Origin of the sequence: Streptacidiphilus cavernicola, from assembly GCF_042510955.1 — a bacterium.
GTDB lineage: Bacteria > Actinomycetota > Actinomycetes > Streptomycetales > Streptomycetaceae > Streptacidiphilus > Streptacidiphilus cavernicola.
In genome coordinates, this window is record NZ_JBHFAB010000011.1 from 86018 (window position 1) to 101031 (window position 15014).

Here is a 15014-nt window from a genome sequence, read left to right on the forward strand (position 1 = left end):
AGCCGCCTCAGCCCGCGCCGAGGTCCTCGACCCGGCGTTGCAGCTTGTTCATCCCGCGCAGCCAGCGGTCGGGGGAGGTGGCTCGGGCGACGTAGTAGTCCGCCGCCTCGGGGTGCGGGAGGATCAGGAACCGGCCGTCGTCGAAGGCCTCCAGCACCGCGTCCGCGACGGCCTCCGGCTCGATCGCGTCGCCGGCCAGCAGCAGGCCGCCGACCGCGCCGCTGTCCTGCAACATCCTGGTGCGGACCCCCTGCGGGCAGAGGGCCTGCACGGTGACGCCCCGGTGCCGGTAGGTCGCGGAGAGCCACTCGGCGTAGCCGAGCGCGGCGTGCTTGGTGGCTGAGTACGGGGCCGAGCCGAGCGCGGTCAGCAGCCCGGCGGCGGAGACGGTCGGCAGGAACCGGCCGCGCCCGCGTTCCAGCCAGTCCGGGAGCAGCGCCTGCGCGGCGCGGACGTGCGCCATCACATTCACCTCCCAGGAGCGGGCCCAGTCGCCCTCGGCAGCGGCTTCGGGCGTGCCGCTCGCGGCGATCCCGGCGTTGGCGCAGTAGAGGTCGATGCCGCCGAGCACCCGCCGGGCCTCGGTGACCAGGTGGTCGACCCCGGCCGGTCCGGCCGCGTCGCCGACCACCGCGGTGCCGCCGATCTCGGCCGCCACCGCGTGTACGGCGTCGCCGTCCAGGTCGTTGACGACCACTCGGGCGCCTTCCGCGGCGAAGCGTCGGGCCAGTGCCGCGCCGATGCCGCCGCCCGCGCCGGTGATCACCACACCCTGGCCGGAGAGGTCGAACGATTCCATGGGAGAGCCTTTCTGATGAGTGGTCAGGTCAGGTCAGGTCACTGGGTCGGGAGGACGGCTATCCGGCCGACCGTGCTGCCGTCCGCCACCCGCTGGACCGCGTCGGCCGCCTCGGCCAGCGGGACCCGCTCGCTGATCAGCGGCTTGATCAGCCCGTCGGTGGCCAGTTCGGTCAACTCCCGGTGGGCCCGGAGCACCGCGTCCCGGTCGTAGCGGTCGTACAGGCCCCAGTGCAGGCCCAGCACCGAGTAGTTCTTGACGAGTGCGTGGTTCAGCCCCGGCGTGGGGATGCTGCCGCTGGCGAAGCCGACCACCACGATTCGCCCCTCGAAAGCGATGCACTTGGTCGATCCGGCGTAGGCGGCGCCGCCGACCGGGTCGTACACCACGTCGGCGCCGCGTCCGCCGGTCGCCTCCTTGACCACCTGGACGAAGTCCTCGCTGTGCCGGTCGACCACGATGTCCGCGCCCAACTGCCGTGCGGCCTCCGCCTTTGCGGCGCCGCCGACCACGCCGATCACCCGGGCCCCGGCCGCCTTGCCGAGTTGGACCGCCGCGCTGCCGACGCCGCCCGCGGCGGCGTGCACCAGCAGCGTCTCGCCGGACCGCAGCGCGGCTCGGCGGTGCAGGCCGAACCAGCCGGTCTGGTAGCCGATGAAGAGGCCGGAGGCCTCGGCGTCGTCCAGTGCCTCCGGTGCGGGGAAGGTGCGGACGGCGTCCATCAGCGCGAACTCCGCGAACGCGCCCTGCGGCAGCACCGGCGACCCGATCACCCGCGCGCCGACAGCGGGGGTGGACACGCCCTCGCCGAGGGCCACCACCTCGCCGCACAGCTCGACGCCCGGAGTGAACGGGAGCGGCGGCTTGATCTGGTACTCGCCCCGGCACATCATCGCGTCCGGGAAGTTCACCGCCGCCGCGCGCACCCGGACCAGCACCTGGCCCGGCGCGGGGGAGGGCTCGGCCGTCTCCTCCAGCCGCAGCACGTTCTTCGGCTCGCCGGTCTCGTACAGTCGCCAGGCCTTCATCGGGGCTCCTTCGCTGCGTCGATTCTTGTATGGATCCAAGCTGGGCCGCTGCGGCATGGCGACCATAGGAGCAGGTAGAAGCCAGGTCAAGACCTGGACAGCTACTTACCAACCGCTTAGTATGCCGTGCTGATGGAAGGATGTGAGCCATGACGATCACCGTCCCGAACGATCTCTGGCTCGACGTCCAGCCGGAGGCCGCGCGTCGGCTGATGCTCGCCGGACTGCAGTGCTTCGCCGAGCGCGGCTACCACGCCACCACGACCCGGGACATCGCCGCGGCGGCCGGGATGAGCTCGGCCGCGCTGTACGTCTACTTCCCCTCGAAGATCGAACTTCTCTTTGCGATCACCCGCAGCGGCCAGGAGCTGTCGCGCGCGATGATCGAACGGGTCCTCGCCCTGGGCGGCGGCCCGGTCGAGCGGATGCGGCGCCTGGTCGAGGAGTTCACCGCCTGGCACGCGGTGCACCACACGGTGGCCCGGATCGTCGAGTACGAGGACCACGCGCTGCCCGACAAGGAGCGGCGGGTGATGCGCGGTATGCGCCGGGAGACCGAGCAGATCGTGCAGGACCTGGTCGCCGAGGGCGTGGCGGCCGGGGTCTTCCAGGTCCCCAACACCAAGGCGGCGGCCAGGGCCGTGCTCTCGCTCGGCGTGGACGTCGTGCGCTGGTACGACGAGCGGATGCGCACCTCGCCCCGGGCGCTGGGACGGCAGTACGCCGACCTGGTGCTGCGTATGCTCGGCGCGGCCGGCTGACGGCCCGCGCCCCGAATTCCGAACCCTCAGGCAGAAAGGGGCCCATCGTGCCCAGCAGGACCTTCTCCTCCCCGGCCGAGCTGGCCGCCGCGACCGGCACCGTGATCGGCACCGGCGACTGGGTCACCGTCGACCAGAAGCGGATCGACTTGTTCGCCGAGGCGACCGGTGACCACCAGTGGATCCACGTGGACCCGGAGCGTGCCGCGGCCGGCCCCTTCGGCACCACCATCGCTCACGGCTATCTGACGCTCTCGCTGATCCCGGCCCTGGTGGCGGACGTCTACCGGACCGAGGGCGTGCGGATGGGCGTCAACTACGGCCTCAACCGGGTCCGCTTCCCGGCCCCGGTCCCGGTCGGCTCGCGGGTCCGCGCCACGGTGGCCGTCGCCTCGGCCGATGAGGTCCCCGGCGGCCTGCAGATCACCACCCAGATCACCGTCGAGGTCGAAGGCGGCGCCAAGCCCGCCTGTGTCGCCGAGACGGTCGTCCGCCTCTACACCTGACGGTCGGCCAGAGGACCGGGTCCGCGGCGTCACCTGGACGGGTGCGCCGGGTGGTCGGAGCGGGCGGGGGCGGGGAGGCTCGGTTGTACATCGGCGTGGCGGGCGGGCGGGTGACGACGTCGGGCCGGAGACCGCGATAGAGGAGGCTCCTGTGGCACAGGCTGCGACCCCGCCGGGTGCGTCCCGGCGTCGTGCGTCCGGATCCGGCGCGGACAGCGCCTGGGCCAGCGGCGGCACCCTGTTCGCAGGCGTGCTGCTGCTGGTGGACGGGGTGCTGGCGGTGCTCAACGGCATCGTCGGCATCGCCAAGGACGACGTGTACGCACGCTTCGGCCAGTACGTGTACCGGTTCAACCTGACCTCCTGGGGCTGGATTCATCTGGTCATCGGGGTGCTGCTGATCATCACCGGGTTCGGCATCCTCAGGGGCGCGCTCTGGGCCAGGGGACTCGGCGTCGGCTTCGCCGCGCTCAGCGTCATCGCCAACTTCATGTGGTTGCCCTACCAGCCGATCTGGGCGGTCATCGCCATCGCGCTCGGGGTGTTCATCATCTGGTCGCTGCTGACCGACCGTTCCCGTCTGACCACTTGACGCTCTGACACCCGGGCGGTGTGTCGCCCTTCGCTGCCCGTCACTCTTTCGGTGGAACGCCGCTGTGCGGACCCCGTCGGGTGGCGGGCAGCGCGATAGTGTTGCCGTCAATCAGCCGTACCTACTCCGAGCAGGCACAACGCTGCCCGGAGGGACGGCCCGAACGCCGCGGGACGCTCGACCGTCAAGGGCGGCGCGGCGGCAGCCCAGGAATCACTCACCGTGGACCTGGGCTTTTCTGTTTTCCGGCGCGGATGGCTGTGGCCGCCGCGCCGATGGTGTGCGGAACGACGCCTCGGGGGGCTTCCATGGGTGACTCGGGTACGGCCGGTCACGGGCAGGGCAGTACGGCGCACGGCGCCGCGACGATCGACGGGGCCGACGCCGCGATGGCGCCGGCCGAGGTGGCCCGCTGGGTGCTGGGCCAGATGTTCGGCGGCGGGGAGGGGGAGGTGCGCCGGATCGCGGCCGACCTCGCCGCCCTGGGCGAGCGGACGGACGCCCTGGGCCGGGAGATCAACTCCGCGCTCGGGCGGCTGAACTGGCACGGCCCGGCTTCGGACGCCTTCGTCCAGCACGGCCGCGGCCGGGCGCGCGAGGTCTTCGGCGTCGCCGACGACCTCTGCGGGTTGAGCAGATCGGTGCAGCGGCTGGTCGACGCCCACTGACTCATCGAGGGGATCGTGACGGATCGAGGGGATCGAACGGTATGGCAGGCAAGGAGTTCGGCGTGCACCTCGGCGAACTGACCAAGGTGCAGCAGGACTGGCACTCCGCCGGCGAGCGGATGGCCGAGCTGGGGAGGGATCTCGGGCGGATCCGGTCGGCGCTGGCCAGGGCCGCCGCGACGCGGGTACCGGCGGATCCGCGGGTCGGCGCGGCCGGGGCCGGGATCGCGTCGGACCTGACCGGGGCGGTGAAGGAACTGGAGTCGCAGGTGGCCGGTCTGCTCGCGACCGGGACCCGGCTCACCGGGGCCCTGGCGCAGGACGCCGGGAAGCTCAAGACGGTGGCGGCCGGGTACGAGTCCGTCGACCGCGAGACCGCGGCGCGGCTGAAGCGGATCCGGGGCGGTTCGCAGGACTCCGTCCCCGCCCCGGCGTCCGCGTCCTGGTCGTCGTCCGGTGGTGGCGGCACCGCGATCGACGGTTTCGGCGGCGGGGCGGTCGGTGGCTGGAACGGGGGTGGAGGCGGAGCCGGTTCGGGCATTGGCGCGTTCGGCGGCGGCACATCCGGTGGCGTTGCGTCAGGCGGCGGGTTCCCGGACGGGCCGGTGCCAGGGACGGGCGGCGGGGCCGGGGGTTGGACCACGCGGACGGACAGCCGCGGCTGGGACGGGTGGTCCACCAGCGGAAAGCGGCACCCGCGGAACGGCGAGGGTGGGGGCGTGGTGACGGAGCCTCAGTTGGACGGCGTCGCGGCGGAACGGCAGGGCATCGTCGGTCGGGCGCTGGAGCGGGCCCGGCGCAGGCTGGGCTACAGCCAGTCGTCGGTGACCGACGGCTACCGGGTCGACTGCTCGGGCCTGGTCTCGGACGCCTGGGGCCTGCCCGGACCGGGGCTGGACACCTATGGGCTGATGAGCGCCGGGGTCTCGCACCAGATCGGCAAGGAGGAGCTCCAGCCCGGCGACGCGCTGATCTCCGGCGACCACACGCTGATCTTCGCGGGCTGGGCCGACGCCGCCCACACCAGCTACGTCGGGATCGAGGACAGCGGCTCGCAGGGCTGCGTCTCCCATGTCATCCCCTACCCCTACTACTCCGGTTCCGGCCCCTACTACCCCTACCGGAGGAACGGTGTGGAGTAACCGCGACCTGATATGTCGACTGTCCGACTGATCTTTCGGATCGGCGCGAGCGTGGTGTGCGGAGGGGCGGCGGGCGGTGCGCGAACCTGCGGTTGCCCGTCACCCGCGCCAGCCCCGGAGGATCCATGGATGTCAGTCCGGCACGTCGAACAGCCGGTCCGCGCCGCGGGGACGGCCGGGTCGGGCGGCTGCTGCTGGTCGCCGGGCTGACCGTGATCCCGATCGCGGTGGCGCTGGGGAGCGTGTCCGCGGCCCCCCTGGCGCCTCCGCTCGGGGCCTGCAGTGGTCCTGACTGCCCGTCGCCCTACCCTCCGGTCAACAACGGCGACTTCGCCGGCCGCGACGCGACGATCAATGTGTTCGTGGGCGGCGACTACCTGGTCCGGCAGCGGGCCGCGGAGGCCGAGGGGAAGATCGTCACGCTCGGCGATCTGACCATCGACAAGGACGGCGGTGGCGTCTTCAACATGGCGGTCGCCGGGGTCGGTTCACGGGTGGTCCCGCCGAACGGATCCGACTTCGTCACCGTGGGCGGCGACATCTCCGTACGAGCAGGCAACCAGTTGCTGGTCGGGGGCAGCGACTCACAGGGCGTCGCCACCGGCGACGTCCGCTACGGCGGAACGACGGCGGGCACGGTGGACATCGTCGCCCCGGGACAGCAGATCCACGACGCCGGGGCGGCGGACCCGTACCTGGCGGTGCGCACCCAGATCGAGGACGTCTCCGCCTGCGCCGGAACCGCGGCGGTCACCGGCACGGTCGCACTGACCAGCAGCGAGGCGACGTTCACCGGCGACGGTACGAGCATGCGTCAGATCTTCAACGTCACCGGGAACTTGGCCTCGCCCTCGGGCGGTGCGATCGGGCTCACCTTCACCGGTATTCCGGCGGGGGCCACCGTCGTGGTGAACATGCTGTCCGCCGACGCGGTGATCAACACCTACACCGGCAGCAGCCTGGACCCGATCAGCGCGATCGCGCGGCGGCTGATGTGGAACTTCCCGACCTCGACGTCCGCCACGATCACCGGGGGCACACAGTTCCAGGGCTCGGTGATGGTGGGGAACCCGGCCAGCACCACCACCATTTCGACAGCCGGACTGGACGGACGCGTCTACCTGGCGGGCAACCTGATCCAGCAGGGCAGCGGGGGCTACGAGATCCACAACTACCCCTTCGACGGAGACCTGCCGGACTGCACCACGCCCACCCCCACACCCACCGCGACCACCACCACAGCGACCCCCACCCCGACCGACACATTCACGCTGAACCCGAACTCCACGCCGCCGACGGACACCCCGACGGACACACCCACCGCGACCACGACCGCGACGACGACACCAACTGCCACCTCCACATCCGGGCCCACCTCATCCGGACAGACCGGTGCCGAGACCCCCAATCCGAGCGGCACGGCCACGACCACGGCGGCGCCCGGCCCGCTGCTGGCGGACACCGGTGGTGACGTCCTCTCCGTGGCCGGGTTCGGGCTGGTCTTCCTGGGGGCGGGTTGGACCGCGATCCGGCTGCAGCGGTCCGGTGGTCGGCGCCGCCACTGACCGGCAGTGCTGCCGGCGCGATTGGTGGCCCGGAGGTGCTGACGGGATGACCTCAGGGCGGGGTCGGGCGTGGCGGCTTCCGTATTGCGTTGGTTCGTCCCTACGATCGGAGGCATTGCCCGGTGGAGTGGCCGAGTGGCGAGGCAACGGCTTGCAGAGCCGTGTACACGGGTTCAAATCCTGTCTCCACCTCCGGGCAGCAGGCGCGGCCAGGCGCCTGCTGCGTAGTAGTGCCGTCCGGTCGCGGAGTCCGCGGCCACAGGGGGGAGAGTGCGGACAATGTCACTGGTCACCGCGCTGATCTACCGTCGTCGCCTGCCGGTGGTGGGCCGCCTGGTCCAGGAACTCCTGGCGCTGTACGGGATGGAGGTCCCGGCCGCGGTGGAGATCGGTCCCGGGCTCACCGTGTACCACCGCGGCTTCGGCACCGTGCTCCACCCCTATGTCACCCTCGGCGCGCATGTGACGCTCTACAACGGCGTCACCATCGGCCGCGCCGACCCCTGGGTCCCACAGGAGGAGAGCGGGATGGAGCGGATCGTCGTCGAGGACGACGTCTGCCTCTGCGCCGGGGCCAAAGTGGTGTGCAAGGAAGGCGTGCTGACGATCGGTCGGGGCACGATCGTGGGCGCGAACGCGGTGCTGACCCAGTCCACCGGCCCCGGCGAGATCTGGGCCGGCGTCCCGGCCCGACGCGTCGGCCACCGCCGCGCGACAGCGGTCGTCCCCGCCGCCCGCAGGTAGCCGACGCCTCCGCAACGCCCGCGGACGTCCTCACCTTACCGGCATTCTCATCCGGAGCTGTTCCGCGCCCGCGGCCGAAACTCGCCCTTCGCCAGGACATCGTCAACTCTGTACTGTCATCGAACAGTTGATGTTCAGCAGAGGAGAGACCGTGACCACAGCCCCGCAGGCCGCCGCCGCAGCACCGGACATCCTCTCGCCGGAGTTCGCCGCCGACCCCTACGCCGCCTATCGGACCATGCGCGAGGACTTCCCGCTGATCTGGCACGAGGGCATGCAGAGCTACATCCTCTCCCGCTACCAGGACGTCGAACGGGCCTTCAAGGACCCGGTCTTCACCAGCGACAACTACGACTGGCAGATAGAACCGGTGCACGGCCGCACCATCCTGCAGATGGGCGGGCGGGAGCACTCGGTGCGGCGGGCCCTGGTCGCCCCGGCCTTCCGCGGCAAGGAGCTCCAGGAGAAGTTCCTGCCGATCATCGAGCGCAACGCGGCCGAGCTGATCGACGCCTTCCGCAAGGACGGCAGCGCGGACCTGGTGGCCCAGTTCGCCACCTGGTTCCCGATCAACGTCATCGTGGACATGCTCGGGCTGCCGCGCGAGGACCACCAGCGCTTCCATGGCTGGTACACCTCGATCATCGACTTCCTGGGCAACCTCAGCCAGGACCCGGAGGTGAACGAGCGCGGCCTGCGGACCCGTGCCGAGCTCGCCGCCTACATGATCCCGGTGATCCAGGAGCGCCGGGCCAACCCCGGCGACGACCTGCTGTCCACCCTCTGCACCGCCGAGATCGACGGCGAGTCGATGAGCGACGAGGACATCAAGTCCTTTGTCAGCCTTCTTCTGGCAGCCGGCGGCGAGACCACCGACAAGGCGATCGCCGGGGTGTTCCGCAACCTGCTCGGCCACCCGGAGCAGCTGGCCGCGGTCCGGGCCGACCGCGACCTGATCCCGGCCGCCTTCGCCGAGACGCTGCGGTTCACCCCGCCGGTGCACATGATCATGCGCCAGCCCTCGGCCGACGTCACTGTCAGCGGCGGCACCATCGAGGCCGGGAAGACCGTCACCTGCCTGATCGGCGCGGCCAACCGGGACGCCGACCGCTACGCCGAGCCGGACACCTTCAACGTCCTGCGCGAGGACCTGACCACGGTGAACGCCTTCTCCGCCGCCGCCGACCACCTGGCCTTCGCGCTCGGCCGGCACTTCTGCGTGGGCGCGCTGCTGGCCAGGGCCGAGATCGAGGTGGGCGTCAACCAACTGCTGGACGCCCTCCCCGACCTGGCCCTGGCCGGCGACGTGCTGCCGGAGGAGCGCGGAGTGTTCACCCGGGGTCCTGGCTCACTGCACGTGATCTTCACGCCGAGGTAAAGGCCACCGGCAGGGCCGAGACGCCGCGCATCCAGATCGACGGACGCCAGTCCAGCTGCTCGGTCGGCACGGTGAGCGCCACGTCGGGGAGGCGGTCGAGCAGCACCTCGACCGCCGCCCTGGCGATCACCTCGGCCATCTCCGGCGCGGGCACCGGGCAGCGGTGCTCGCCGTGGCTGAACGACAGGTGTGCCTGGTTGCCGACCGAGCCGGCGGTGAAGTCCGGCTGCACCTCCGGGTCGGTGTTGGCGGCGGCGAGGCCGAGCACCAGGCAGTCGCCCGCGGCGATCTGCTTCCCGGCCAGCACGGTGTCCCTGGCCGCCCAGCGGCCGATGAAGTTCTGGGTCGGGGTGTCCGCCCACAGCACCTCGTTCAGCGCCTGCCCGACGCTGCGCCGCCCGCCGGACAGGGTGACCGCGAAGCGGTCGTCGGTGAGCATCAGCCGCAGCGTGTTGCCGATCCAGTTGCAGGTCGGCTGCTGGCCCGCGGCCATGATCGAGATCATGTCCTGGACGATCTCCTCGTCCTCAAGACCGGCCGGGTGCGCCAGCATCCGTGACGCCACGTCAGGCCCCGGGCTGCGGCGACCGCGCTCCAGCAGCCGGGACATCGCCTCGTGGATCCGCCCGTACGCCTCCACCGCGCCGGGGCCGTCGTCCAGCGAGTCGACCATGTCCCGTTCCAGCGCCAGGGTCTGCTCCAGGGCCAGCCCGAACAGGCCGCCCACCACCCGCAGCGGGACCTGGGCCGCGTAGTCCGCCATCAGCTCGGCGGAACCGGTCGGCGCGAAGCCGTCGATCAGCGTGTCGGCGACCTTCTCGGCGGTGGCCCGCAGCTCGAACTGGTCCACCTGGGACAGCACGTCGGTGATCGCGCCGGACCGGCGGCGGTGCTCCGCGCCCTCCTTGAACAGCACCGAGGGGGTGTAGAAGACGTAGGGCAGCAGCGGCCAGTCGGAGGGGATCCGGTCCCAGGCGTGCCAGCGCCGCGAATCGCGGGCGAACAGGTCGGAATTGGTGGTGACGAAGTGCACCTCGCGGTAGCCGAGCACCAGCCAGGCCGGGATGTCGCCGTCCAGCAGGATCGGCGCGACCGGGCCGTGTTCGCGGCGCAGCGCGCGGTAGAGCTCGGCCGGGTCGCTCTGGAACACCGGCGAGTGCATCCGCACCACCCCGCCGGGGCCGCGGGCCTCGCCGGACGGGTCGGCCGGGGCGCCGGGGCCTGCCTGACCGCCCGGGTCGTGGGCCGGGCAGGAGGGCGGGGCGTCCTGATGGGTCGTCATGCGCGGACCTCCTGTGCGGCGGACAGTGTGTGCAGATGGTTGACCAGGGCGATCAGGACGTCCTTGCTGGAGTCCCGCTTCCTGGCGTCGCAGTCGACCAGCGGCACCTCCGGCGCCAGCGAGAGCGCCTCGCGGACCTGCTCCAGCGGGTGCTCGGGCTCGCCGAAGTTGTTGCGGGCGACCACGAAGGGCAGCCGGTGCTGCTCCAACCGGTCGATCGCGTACCAGGAGTCGGCCAGCCGCCGGGCGTCCACCAGGACGATCGCGCCCAGCGTCCCGGCGAACAGCCGCTCCCAGAGGAACCAGAACCGCTGCTGGCCCGGGGCTCCGAACAGGTAGAGCACCATGTCGTCGTCGAGGGTGATCCGGCCGAAGTCGAAGGCCACCGTGGTGGTGCTCTTGGCCGGCACGTCGTCGGCGTCGTCGACGCCGACCCCGGCGTGGGTGAGCACTTCCTCGGTGCTCAGCGGCCGGATCTCGCTGACCGAGCCGACCAGCGTGGTCTTGCCCGCGCCGAAGCCGCCGACGACGACGATCTTGAGTCCTTCGCTGGCGGTCTCCCGCAGCGGGACCGTCCCGGCCGGGAGCCCGGACGCAGGGTCGTAGCCGTGGCCGGTGTCGGGATCGGCGGACACCGGGTCAGAGGTTGCGGAGGGCAAGGAGCACCTTCTTGAGAGTGTCGGGCGGCGGGAGGTGCGCTCCCGGCCCGGACGTCTGCGGATGCCGGACGGTGATCCGGCCGGAGTCGAGCAGGTCGCAGAGCAGGATCTTCACCACGCCGACCGGCAGGTCGAGCAGCGAGGCCAGCTCCACCACGGCGACCGGCCGCTCGCACAGCTCCAGGATGCGCACATGCTCGGACTGCATGCCGATGCTGGGCCCGCTCTCCCTGACGATCAGGGTGACCAGGTCGAAGGACCGCTCGTAGGAACGGGTCCGGCCGCCGGTGACGGTGTAGAGGCGATCGGGACCGCCGCTGTCGACCGGGCCCCGGATCATGCGTGCAGCCTCGGCTCGGCCCGCAGGTAGGCACCGATCTGCTCGACCAGCTCGCTCATGTTGTGGCCGACCACCCCGGCGTCCGCCTCGTCCTCGGCGATCACCGCGAGGTGCGCGCCGACCCCGGCCTCGACGATGAACAGCAGGCCGCCGTGGAACTCGGTCATCGACTGGCGGACGCCGCCGCTGCCGTCGCCGAACTCGATCGACGCGCCGTGGGACAGGCTCTGGATACCCGAGGCGATGGCCGCCAGCTGGTCGGCCTGGTCGACCGACAGGCCGGAGCTGAGGCACAGCTTCAGGCCGTCGCGGGACAGCACCAGGGCGTGGCGGGCGCCCGGGGTCTTCTCCAGCAGGTTCTCCAGCAGCCAGTCGAGGCTGCGGTCCGTGGTGCTCATCGGTCAGTCCTGTCCGTGGTCGTCGGTCCGTGGTCGTCGTCGCTCCGGGTGGCCGCCTGGAAGGCGGCGAAGCGGGCACCGATGTCGGCAGCGGGCCGCGCCGGGGCGGGGGCGGGCACCGCCGCCCGCCCCCGCGCCGCGGCAGCGGCGGTGGCGGCAGCCAACGTCTCCCCCCGAGCCCGCTTCGGCAGCCCACGGGCTGCGGACCCGCCGGGAGCCGAGGAACCGCCTGCGGCGGGCCCGGCGTCCAAGGGCTCCCCGGCACCGCCTGCGGCGACATCGCCGTCCGCGGGCTCCACAGAACCGCCTGCGGCGGGCTCCATGTCCGGGGGCGGTGCGGCACCGCCTGCGGCGGGCTCGGTGGCCTCGCTTGCGGTGTCCTTGGCGGTGTCTTCCACCGCCGTTCCCGGCACCCGCTTCGGCAGCGCCGCGAGCTCCCGCCCGGCCGGCGCCGTCGGTTCCCGCTCCGCGAGCGTCTGCGCCGCACCGTCCTCTGCCTCGACGGGTTCAACTGCCGGACTCAGCAGCGCCGTTGTGGGTGCTCCGGCCCCCGGCGACTGCTGCCCGGTCCGCAGGCCGCCACCCCGTTGCTGGGGCTGGGGCTGGGTGACCAGATGCGGCGGGATCAGGACGACGACCCCGGTGCCGCCCCGGGCTGACGGTCGGAAGGAGACCGTCAGCCCGTGCTTGCGGGCCAGGCAGCCGACGACGGCCAGCCCCAGCCGGGTCCCGGACAGACCGGTCAGGTCCAGCGGCGCTGACGAGACCAACTGCTCGGCCCGTGCCAGCGTCGCCGGAGGCATCACCAGTCCGGCGTCCTCGATGGTGACAGCCAGTCCCGAGTGCACCTCCTGGACGTAGACGTGCACCTCCTCCGTCGGCGGCGAGAAGGTCGTGGCGTTGTCCATCAGCTCTGCGAGGGCGTGCATCACGCCCTCCGCCGCGTACCCGGCGATCGCCGCCGTACTGGCGGAGTGCACCCGCACCCGCTGGTACGCGCTGATCCGCCCCATCGCGCCGCGCAGCACGCTCTCCATCACGATCGGCCTGGTCCAGCGCCGCCCGCTGCGCGCCCCGGTGAGGACGGCGATGCTGTCGGCCAGCCTCCCCGCCTGCGCGGTGCCGTGGTCCAGTCGGAGCAGGTCGCCGAGGACCTCCTCGCCGTGCCGGTTCTCCATCTCGCGCAGGTCGGCGAGCATGCTGGTGGCGAGCGCCTGCACCCGCCCGGCCGCGTTGGCGCAGGCCGCCATCCCGGAGGCGCGCTTGCGCTCGCTCGCGCCGACCTCCTCGACCAGGCTGCGCAGCACCGCCCGCTGCGGCCCGCGCAACTCCGGCTCGGTCTCGGCCAGGACGGTGGCGGCCGAGCCGCCCTCGCGCAGCAGCCGCACCGCCTCGGGGATGGTCTGCTGGGCCAACCGCTCGGCCTGCAGCCGGTGTTCGGCGAGCTCCTGCTGGAGCCGCCGGATCTCGTCCTGGTCCGCATCGGCCCGGCTGCGACTTCGGCGGCTGCCGAGTGCCAGCGCGGTCCCGATCAGGAGGGCGGCGGTCCCGCCGAGGCCGATCACGGCGTTCCGGGTCCGTGCGGCGGATGCTGCGGATAACTGGGCAGACAAATCAGGTCCTCGCGCCAAAGCCGGGGATATCGTATGACCACACCCGACCCACCCTACCCGGAGAAAACACCGAAAACGACCGAGACTTGACGGTGGCACAGCAAGTTTTGGTGAAGGTTGAGAATGCAACAACCTTGCACGGTGCGGGAGTTAGGCCAGTACAAGGTTGGAGCGCATACGGATCGCCGAGCCGCCACCGGCCCGGACCGCCCCGCCGAAACGGAGAGCGGCCCCGCGCGCCCCGACAACAGGCGCCCGAAGCCGCTCCCCACGAACCCCGCCGCCTTCGGCGAACCCCCGGCCCCCGGCGGACCCCCCGCCCTCGGCGAACCCCCCGCCCCCCGGCGAACCCCCGCTACCAACCCCGGTCCAGCAGCCCTTCCACGTGGTTCGGCCGGTCCACCGGCATCTCCCCCTCGGGCCGGTACCGCAGGGTCCGGTCCTCCCACTCCAGGTAGCCGGCCACCCACGCCGCCAACCCCTCGGTGTACCGCTCCACCGCGCGCCGCTGCGGCCCGCTCAGGCCCAGCCGGGTGCACAGTTCGGGCACCTCCGCCGACAGCCGGGCGTACTCGTCGATCATCCACTGGGTCTCGGCCAGCACCGCGGCGCTCGCCTCGCCGACCCCGCACTGCCGCTGGTGCTGCAGGATCACCACCAGGTTGTAGGCGTCCCCGCGTGGCGCCTCCTTCCGGTAGGAGCGCACGTCGTTGGCGAACGACGGTATGTCCGCCGCGAGTTGCCGCATCAACCGCAACTGCGGGCTGTGGAACGCGGTGGCCGGCACCTCCTCGGCGAACCGTTCGATCATGTCGATCACCGTCTCGGTCGCCCCGGTCCCTCGACGGAGCATCAGATATTCTGCACGGTCCGGGAGTTCTATCTCTCTACCGGCCCGCTCGGCCTCGACCGCGCGGGCCCGGCCCAGCGCCTCGCTCGGGTGGGTGGCGAAGTACCACTCCCAGTTGTAGGCGGCCCGGGACCGCCACCGGCTGGACATCCCCTCCGAGCTGCGCCGCCACAGGTCGGCGAAGGAGGCGGCCACCGGCGAGGCCTTCGCGCCGTCGAGGTCGCCGTGCACGATGCCGATCAGCGGGTCGCAGATCGAGGCGACCCGGGACGGGTGCAGCCCGACCTCGCCGTCGAACTGGTCGTCGAACAGGAAGTAGAAACCGAAGAGATCGGTGGCCAGGACCAGGTCGTCCTGGTTGGCGTCAGGGAAGCTGCGGGCTGCCAGGTCCGGTACGTCCCACCGGGCGTAGAGCTCTGCTGCCTCGTGTCCGCGGAGCATCTCGTGCGCCTGCAGCCAGTCCAGGTTGCTCGCCTCAGCGGCGGACCGGTGTGTGCTGACGCTCCTCCGGAAGGGAATAGTGAGATCCATAGACGGGGTCACCTTCCTCATACGACTGGTCGTTGACGCTACCCGAACTGATCATCCTTCCGTAATGGAACGTCTGGTAGCGGTTTCAACTATGGCGCGAATCCTCCGGGTTGGCCCGTGCGGTCATCCGATGAGTCATCACCGAACCATCACGAACG

The 15014-nt window shown here is 71.8% G+C and carries 16 protein-coding genes and 1 tRNA gene; 9 read left to right on the forward strand and 8 right to left on the reverse strand.

Going from position 1 to position 15014, the window contains the following annotated elements; genetic code table 11:
* Positions 1-7: 7 nt before the first annotated feature.
* Both ACEZDE_RS16525 and ACEZDE_RS16530 read right to left on the reverse strand, forming a co-directional pair.
* Positions 8-799, reverse strand: a complete 792-nt coding sequence (locus ACEZDE_RS16525; protein ID WP_380537024.1) for an SDR family oxidoreductase — start codon at positions 797-799, stop codon at positions 8-10.
* Between the two features lie 38 nt (positions 800-837).
* Positions 838-1827 (reverse strand): NADPH:quinone oxidoreductase family protein, encoded by a 990-nt coding sequence (locus ACEZDE_RS16530; protein ID WP_380537025.1) that lies wholly within the window; start codon positions 1825-1827, stop codon positions 838-840.
* Positions 1828-1976: 149 nt separating this feature from the next.
* On the opposite strand from ACEZDE_RS16530, the gene ACEZDE_RS16535 reads away from it, so the two are divergent.
* The 9 genes from ACEZDE_RS16535 (at position 1977) to ACEZDE_RS16575 (ending at position 9183) form a co-directional block, all read left to right on the forward strand.
* Entirely contained in the window at positions 1977-2588 is a 612-nt protein-coding gene (locus ACEZDE_RS16535; RefSeq protein ID WP_380537026.1) for a TetR/AcrR family transcriptional regulator, read from the forward strand.
* A gap of 44 nt (positions 2589-2632) precedes the next feature.
* Positions 2633-3094, forward strand: a complete 462-nt coding sequence (locus tag ACEZDE_RS16540; protein WP_380537142.1) for a MaoC family dehydratase — start codon at positions 2633-2635, stop codon at positions 3092-3094.
* 151 nt (positions 3095-3245) lie between these two features.
* On the forward strand, positions 3246-3686 hold the full coding sequence (locus tag ACEZDE_RS16545) for a DUF7144 family membrane protein (RefSeq protein ID WP_380537027.1): 441 nt from the start codon (positions 3246-3248) through the stop codon (positions 3684-3686).
* Between the two features lie 308 nt (positions 3687-3994).
* Positions 3995-4354 (forward strand): hypothetical protein, encoded by a 360-nt coding sequence (locus ACEZDE_RS16550; protein WP_380537028.1) that lies wholly within the window; start codon positions 3995-3997, stop codon positions 4352-4354.
* A gap of 41 nt (positions 4355-4395) precedes the next feature.
* Positions 4396-5496, forward strand: coding sequence for a hypothetical protein (locus tag ACEZDE_RS16555; protein ID WP_380537029.1), 1101 nt, complete (start codon positions 4396-4398; stop codon positions 5494-5496).
* Between the two features lie 125 nt (positions 5497-5621).
* Positions 5622-7061 (forward strand): choice-of-anchor A family protein, encoded by a 1440-nt coding sequence (locus tag ACEZDE_RS16560; protein ID WP_380537030.1) that lies wholly within the window; start codon positions 5622-5624, stop codon positions 7059-7061.
* A 121-nt stretch (positions 7062-7182) separates the two neighbouring features.
* A tRNA-Cys gene (locus ACEZDE_RS16565) sits at positions 7183-7253 on the forward strand.
* 87 nt (positions 7254-7340) lie between these two features.
* Entirely contained in the window at positions 7341-7805 is a 465-nt protein-coding gene (locus tag ACEZDE_RS16570; protein WP_380537031.1) for a serine O-acetyltransferase, read from the forward strand.
* 238 nt (positions 7806-8043) lie between these two features.
* Complete coding sequence (locus tag ACEZDE_RS16575) at positions 8044-9183, forward strand: cytochrome P450 (RefSeq protein WP_380537143.1); 1140 nt, start codon at positions 8044-8046, stop codon at positions 9181-9183.
* Here the strand turns inward: ACEZDE_RS16575 and ACEZDE_RS16580 are convergent.
* The 6 genes from ACEZDE_RS16580 to ACEZDE_RS16605 form a co-directional block, all read right to left on the reverse strand.
* Entirely contained in the window at positions 9170-10465 is a 1296-nt protein-coding gene (locus ACEZDE_RS16580) for a cytochrome P450 (protein ID WP_380537032.1), read from the reverse strand. The two genes, ACEZDE_RS16575 and ACEZDE_RS16580, sit on opposite strands and share 14 nt — an antisense overlap.
* A complete protein-coding gene (locus ACEZDE_RS16585; RefSeq protein ID WP_380537033.1) occupies positions 10462-11124 on the reverse strand; it encodes an ATP/GTP-binding protein in 663 nt (220 codons plus the stop codon). The genes ACEZDE_RS16580 and ACEZDE_RS16585 overlap by 4 nt, the downstream gene beginning before the upstream one ends.
* A complete protein-coding gene (locus ACEZDE_RS16590; RefSeq protein WP_380537034.1) occupies positions 11105-11464 on the reverse strand; it encodes a DUF742 domain-containing protein in 360 nt (119 codons plus the stop codon). Before ACEZDE_RS16590 ends, ACEZDE_RS16585 begins: the two co-directional genes overlap by 20 nt.
* Positions 11461-11862: a roadblock/LC7 domain-containing protein gene (locus ACEZDE_RS16595; protein WP_380537035.1), complete on the reverse strand. Its 402-nt coding sequence runs from the start codon at positions 11860-11862 to the stop codon at positions 11461-11463. The genes ACEZDE_RS16590 and ACEZDE_RS16595 overlap by 4 nt, the downstream gene beginning before the upstream one ends.
* Positions 11859-13427 (reverse strand): sensor histidine kinase, encoded by a 1569-nt coding sequence (locus ACEZDE_RS16600; RefSeq protein ID WP_380537036.1) that lies wholly within the window; start codon positions 13425-13427, stop codon positions 11859-11861. Before ACEZDE_RS16600 ends, ACEZDE_RS16595 begins: the two co-directional genes overlap by 4 nt.
* Positions 13428-13830: 403 nt before the next feature.
* Positions 13831-14856 carry a terpene synthase family protein gene (locus tag ACEZDE_RS16605; RefSeq protein WP_380537037.1) on the reverse strand — a complete coding sequence of 342 codons (1026 nt, stop codon included), beginning with the start codon at positions 14854-14856 and terminating at the stop codon, positions 13831-13833.
* Positions 14857-15014 lie beyond the last annotated feature (158 nt).

Coding starts and splice junctions, on each gene's coding strand:
- ACEZDE_RS16525 (WP_380537024.1), bottom strand. CDS start 799: ATGGAATCGTTCGACCTCTCCGGCCAGGGTGTGGTGATCACCGGCGCG.
- ACEZDE_RS16530 (WP_380537025.1), bottom strand. CDS start 1,827: ATGAAGGCCTGGCGACTGTACGAGACCGGCGAGCCGAAGAACGTGCTG.
- ACEZDE_RS16535 (WP_380537026.1), top strand. CDS start 1,977: ATGACGATCACCGTCCCGAACGATCTCTGGCTCGACGTCCAGCCGGAG.
- ACEZDE_RS16550 (WP_380537028.1), top strand. CDS start 3,995: ATGGGTGACTCGGGTACGGCCGGTCACGGGCAGGGCAGTACGGCGCAC.
- ACEZDE_RS16555 (WP_380537029.1), top strand. CDS start 4,396: ATGGCAGGCAAGGAGTTCGGCGTGCACCTCGGCGAACTGACCAAGGTG.
- ACEZDE_RS16560 (WP_380537030.1), top strand. CDS start 5,622: ATGGATGTCAGTCCGGCACGTCGAACAGCCGGTCCGCGCCGCGGGGAC.
- ACEZDE_RS16570 (WP_380537031.1), top strand. CDS start 7,341: ATGTCACTGGTCACCGCGCTGATCTACCGTCGTCGCCTGCCGGTGGTG.
- ACEZDE_RS16575 (WP_380537143.1), top strand. CDS start 8,044: ATGCGCGAGGACTTCCCGCTGATCTGGCACGAGGGCATGCAGAGCTAC.
- ACEZDE_RS16580 (WP_380537032.1), bottom strand. CDS start 10,465: ATGACGACCCATCAGGACGCCCCGCCCTCCTGCCCGGCCCACGACCCG.
- ACEZDE_RS16590 (WP_380537034.1), bottom strand. CDS start 11,464: ATGATCCGGGGCCCGGTCGACAGCGGCGGTCCCGATCGCCTCTACACC.
- ACEZDE_RS16595 (WP_380537035.1), bottom strand. CDS start 11,862: ATGAGCACCACGGACCGCAGCCTCGACTGGCTGCTGGAGAACCTGCTG.
- ACEZDE_RS16605 (WP_380537037.1), bottom strand. CDS start 14,856: ATGGATCTCACTATTCCCTTCCGGAGGAGCGTCAGCACACACCGGTCC.